Consider the following 4,618-nt stretch of genomic DNA (forward strand, 5'->3'; position numbering starts at 1 on the left):
GCCCCGACGCGCTGCTGTTGGCGGGGGACCTCGTCGACCGGGGCGACCGGTCGGCGTACCGTCGGCTGCGCGCCCTCGTCGAGCCCGTCGCCGAGCGGATCGGCGCCGAGGTGGTGTGGGCCGCGGGTAACCACGACGACCGCGCCGCGATGCGCGCGGAGCTGCCGCTGCCGGACGCGGCCGACCCGACATCGCCCGTCTGCTTCACCCGCTGGTTCGGAGGGCTCCGCGTGCTGGTGCTGGATTCGACCGTGCCTGGCGAGCACTGGGGAGAGATCGGCCAGGCGCAGACGGCCTGGCTGCGCGACGAGCTCTCCCGCCCGGCGCCGGAGGGCAGCCTGTTGGTCGTGCACCACCCGCCGCTTCCGACCGTGCTCGATCTTGCGGTGACGGTGGAGCTGCGCGGGCAGGAGGCGCTCGCGAACGTGCTGCGCGGGTCGGATGTGCGGGCGATCCTGTCGGGGCACGTGCACCACCCGTCGTTCGGCGCGTTCGCCGGCATTCCCGTCGCCGTCGCGTCGTCGAGCGCGTACGGACAGGATCTCGCGACCGCCGTGGGTTCGACGCGGGGGCAGGATGCCGCGCAGGGCTACAACCTGGTGAACGTCTATGCCGACACGATCGTGCACTCCCCCGTCGCGCTGGGGCGCGGTTCGACCGTCGGCGAGCACGTGCCCGCCGACGAGGCCGCCCGCCGCATCGCCGCCGCCGGCATCGCCTGGCGCGAGTGAGTGTTCGCGGCGCCGAGCTGTCAACCACTGGGACGGGCTCGCGACGATTCGTAGCCTGAGGTGAAACCGGAAGGAATCCCCATGCTCCGCGCCCTCGTCCTCAACTGCACCCTGAAGCCCTCGCCCGCCGAGTCCAGCACCGACCTGCTCGCCCAGCAGGTGCTCGACGCCCTCGCCGCCCACGACGTCACGGGCGAGACCGTGCGCGTGGTCGACCACGACGTCAAGCCCGGAGTCGAGGCCGACATGGGCGACGGCGACGCGTGGCCCCTGATCCGGGGGCGTGTGCTGGCATCCGACATCCTCGTCTTCGCCACGCCCACCTGGGTCGGCCACATGTCCAGCGTCGCCCAGCGCGTGATCGAGCGACTGGATGCCGAGATCTCCGAGACCGACGACGAGGGCCGCCCGCTGCTCGCCGGAAAGGTCGCCGTCGTCGCCGTCGTCGGCAACGAGGATGGCGCGCACGCCGTCATCGCGGATGCGTTCCAGGGCCTCAACGACGTCGGATTCACGATCCCGTCGCAGGGCGGCGTGTACTGGAACGGCGAGGCCATGCAGACCACCGACTACAAGGACCTCGACGAAACGCCGGAAGCCGTCGCGACCACCACCGAGACAGTCGCCCGCCACGCCGCGCACCTCGCGGCGCTCCTGAAGGAGCGCCCTTTCCCGGCTCCGGCCTCGTGAGCGGCGGGCGGGGCCGGTTCAGTCGTCGCGAACGGCCCCGGCGCCCGCCTCGACAGGGCCATCTGCGACCACAGAAGCCGCGGAAGCGACGGACACGCCCGAACCCACCGCAACCCGCCGCGCGCGCCACTCCACCGCGAGGTTGACCACCGCGAGCAGCAGGACGACCCCCGCCGCGACGAGCGGGAAGGCCATCGCCGTCTCGACGCCGAAGTCCTCCGCGACCGCTCCGGTCACGGCCGAAGCCAGCGACTGCGCGAGGGCGACGGCCGAGCCGAGCACCGTCATCACGGTCGCCGTGCGCCCGATGGGGCTGCGGTTGCCGGCGAGGCTGAAGAGGGTCACGAGCGTCGGACCGACGCCCAGCCCCATGATCGCCAACGCCACGGTGACGGCGGTGACCGTGCCGCTCAGCGTGAAGGCGGCCGTCGCCGCCACCAGCACGGCGGCGAACAGCATCCAGCGCCACCGCAGCGCGAACCGGGTCGGCAGCACCGCGACCGCAAGGGCCAGCACCGCCGACCCGATCCCCATCACGCCGTACAGCAGCGCCGCCGAGTCCACGTCGCCCTGTGCCTTCATGAAGGCGGTGAGCGAGGTCAGCGTCGTGCCGAAGAACGCGCCGACGGCGAACGTCGCCGCGACGATGACCAGCACCGGCATGCGCAGCAGCTCGCGCGCGGGCGCGATCACAGCCGGCTCGTCCCCCGCGGCGGGCGAGGCCGCGCGTGCGGTCGGATGCAGCGCGAACGCGGTGACGAAGACGAAGCTCAGCACAGCGGCGCCGGCCACAGGCGCCCAGGGCGCGATGAACGACGCGAGCACACCGACGACGACGGGCCCGATGACGAACGCCGTCTCGTCGGCGGCCGACTCGTACGCCATGGTGCGCGAGAACGTGCGCTCGCGGCGCGACACCGTGAGGCGCTCGCGGATGATCGCCATCAGCCGGCTGCGCGACATCGCCGCCGCCTGCGGGGCGGTCAGGCCGATCAGCAGGGCTGCGAGAAGCAGCATCCAATCCGCCGTCGCGGCTGCCACGACGAAGGGGAACGCCGCCAGCAGGGCGCTGTTGACCAGCCCCAGTGGCACGAGCACCCGGCGCTGGCCGTGGCGGTCCACCGCGTCGCCGACGATCGGACCGGCGATGACCGTGCCGATCCCCACTGCGGCCGAGGTGAGGCCGCCGAGCGCCACCGAGCCGGTGGAGGAGACGACGAGCGTCAGCACGCCGACGACCATCATGGCGAACGGCAGACGCGCCAGGAACGCGATCGGGAAGTACCAGGGACCGGTGTGGACGATCAGCGGGCGATCATCAACGGCGAGAGCAGACATGGCGAAGACCTCGGTTCGGCGGGCAGGTTCAGACGTGCCGCCTTGCCTTTCCAGCAGGTAGATGCACCGTGTCGTGCGCCGGAGACCCCAGACGCACCGCGTCAAGGATACCGGCCCTTACCTGAGCGGGCGCTACGCTCGTCGGAAGATCCGACAGAGCAGGTGCGCAATGGCCCGTCGCGGCGCCAACCAACCGAGCGTCGGCGGCTTCAACCAGGCGGTGATCCTCGACCAGATCCGCCGATCCGGCGGCCTCAGCCGGGTGGAGCTCGCCGCGCTCACCGGCCTGTCCGCCCAGACCGTGTCGAACATCACGCAACGACTGATGGATGCCGGCATCGTCGCAGAGGCCGGCCGCACCTCGGTGACCCCGGGACCGGGCAAGCCCCGCACCACGCTGCGCCTCGCACCGCGCAGCCGGTTCGCACTGGGGGTACACGTGGATCCCAGCGTGCTGAGCTTCGTGATGCTGGGGATCGACGGCGAAGTCGTCGCCCGTCACCATCACCCCACCCCCGACGCCAACGACCCCGAGCACACCGTGCGGCTGATCACCAGGGAGCTCGAGCGACTGGTGGATGCCACCGGCGTGGACCGCACCCGCATCGTGGGAGTCGGGATCGCCGCCCCCGGACCCATCGACGCCGGGCGGGGAGTCGTGGTCGACCCGCCGAACCTCGGCGGCTGGCACCGCGTGACGCTGCGTGACGCGATCGCGCGGGCGACCGGCTTTGCGGTCGTGCTCGACAAGGACGTCACCGCCGCGGCCGTCGCCGAGCGCTGGGTCTCGACCGACACCACCGGCAGCTTTGCGTTCCTGTACCTCGGCACGGGCCTCGGCGTGGGGTTGATGCTCCCCGATGACGTGGTGCGCGGCGGCTCGGGCAACGCCGGCGAGATCGGCCACATCGTCACCGACCCGACCGGTGCGCCCTGCTCGTGCGGCCTGCGCGGCTGCGTGGCCGTGAGCTGCACGCCGGCGGCCCTCGTGGCCGAGGCCGAGCAGCTCGGCATCCTCCCCGCAGGCCGCACGTCGGATGACCCGGTCACCATCGACCACGCCTTCTCAGCGCTCGTCGGCCGCGCAGGCGCTGGCGATCCCCTCTCCGGCTCGCTGCTCGACCGCGCCGCGCACCGGGTCGCCCGCGCCCTGTCGGTGGTCTGCAACCTGCTGGATGTCGACCGCGTCGTGCTCGGCGGTCCGCTGTGGTCGCGGCTGGGCCCCTGGTTCGATCCCCAGGTGGCGGAGGCGCTGGAAGGCCTGCGGGTCGCCCGGGGCCTTCACGACGTCACGGTGGTCGGGACGGCGCTGGGCGACGACGTGGGCGCGATCGGAGCGGCATGCCTCATCCTCGATGAGATGCTGACGCCGCGGCCGACCTCACTGTTGCGCAATTGACACCTTCCCCGCTTGACATCCTTTAAGTCCATTCGATTGACTTAATGCCGCGAGGCGCCTGCCGCCTCTGCCTACCCGGGGCCCAGCAAAGGAGCAGCACCATGAGGGCATTGCCGACCGTCACCGCCGTCACCGCTTGCGTCGCACTCGCCCTCGTGCTTGGCGGGTGCTCCGCCGACGGCGGGGATTCCACCGACGGCGACACCGTCACCGTCGTGTACTCGAAGACCGATTCGTTCACGGCGCTGGACACCCTCCTCACCCAGGCGAAGGAGCAGTTCGAAGCCGAGAACGAAGGGGTCACCGTCGAGCTGCAGCCCATCACCGCGACCGACGACGAATACAAGACCCGCCTGCAGCTGTCGCTCGGCTCCCCCGACACCGCCCCCGACGTGTTCTACGAGGACACCTTCAACGTGCGCAGCGACGTCGAAGCGGGCTATCTGCTCAACCTCGACGA

5 protein-coding genes are annotated in these 4,618 nt (G+C 71.6%); 4 read left to right on the forward strand and 1 reads right to left on the reverse strand.

All coding sequences use genetic code 11. The annotated features are described in order from the left end of the window. Both NQ160_RS18940 and NQ160_RS18945 read left to right on the forward strand, forming a co-directional pair. Nucleotides 1–731, forward strand: a 731-nt coding sequence (locus NQ160_RS18940; RefSeq protein ID WP_257516660.1) for a metallophosphoesterase family protein, incomplete at its 5' end; no start/stop codon positions are given. A gap of 81 nt (nt 732–812) precedes the next feature. Beyond that, a complete protein-coding gene (locus tag NQ160_RS18945; RefSeq protein WP_257516661.1) occupies nt 813–1,421 on the forward strand; it encodes a flavodoxin family protein in 609 nt (202 codons plus the stop codon). Between the two features lie 18 nt (nt 1,422–1,439). Here NQ160_RS18945 and NQ160_RS18950 read toward each other — a convergent pair whose 3' ends face one another. Further along, nucleotides 1,440–2,759, reverse strand: a complete 1,320-nt coding sequence (locus NQ160_RS18950; protein WP_257516662.1) for an MFS transporter — start codon at nt 2,757–2,759, stop codon at nt 1,440–1,442. A 169-nt stretch (nt 2,760–2,928) separates the two neighbouring features. On the opposite strand from NQ160_RS18950, the gene NQ160_RS18955 reads away from it, so the two are divergent. Next, entirely contained in the window at nt 2,929–4,158 is a 1,230-nt protein-coding gene (locus NQ160_RS18955) for an ROK family transcriptional regulator (RefSeq protein WP_257516663.1), read from the forward strand. Nucleotides 4,159–4,259: 101 nt separating this feature from the next. After that, on the forward strand, nt 4,260–4,618 hold a 359-nt coding region (locus tag NQ160_RS18960), incomplete at its 3' end, for an extracellular solute-binding protein (protein WP_257516664.1).

The sequence above is a fragment of the Microbacterium sp. zg.Y909 genome (assembly GCF_024626565.1).

Coding starts and splice junctions, on each gene's coding strand:
- NQ160_RS18945 (WP_257516661.1), top strand. CDS start 813: ATGCTCCGCGCCCTCGTCCTCAACTGCACCCTGAAGCCCTCGCCCGCC.
- NQ160_RS18950 (WP_257516662.1), bottom strand. CDS start 2,759: ATGTCTGCTCTCGCCGTTGATGATCGCCCGCTGATCGTCCACACCGGT.
- NQ160_RS18955 (WP_257516663.1), top strand. CDS start 2,929: ATGGCCCGTCGCGGCGCCAACCAACCGAGCGTCGGCGGCTTCAACCAG.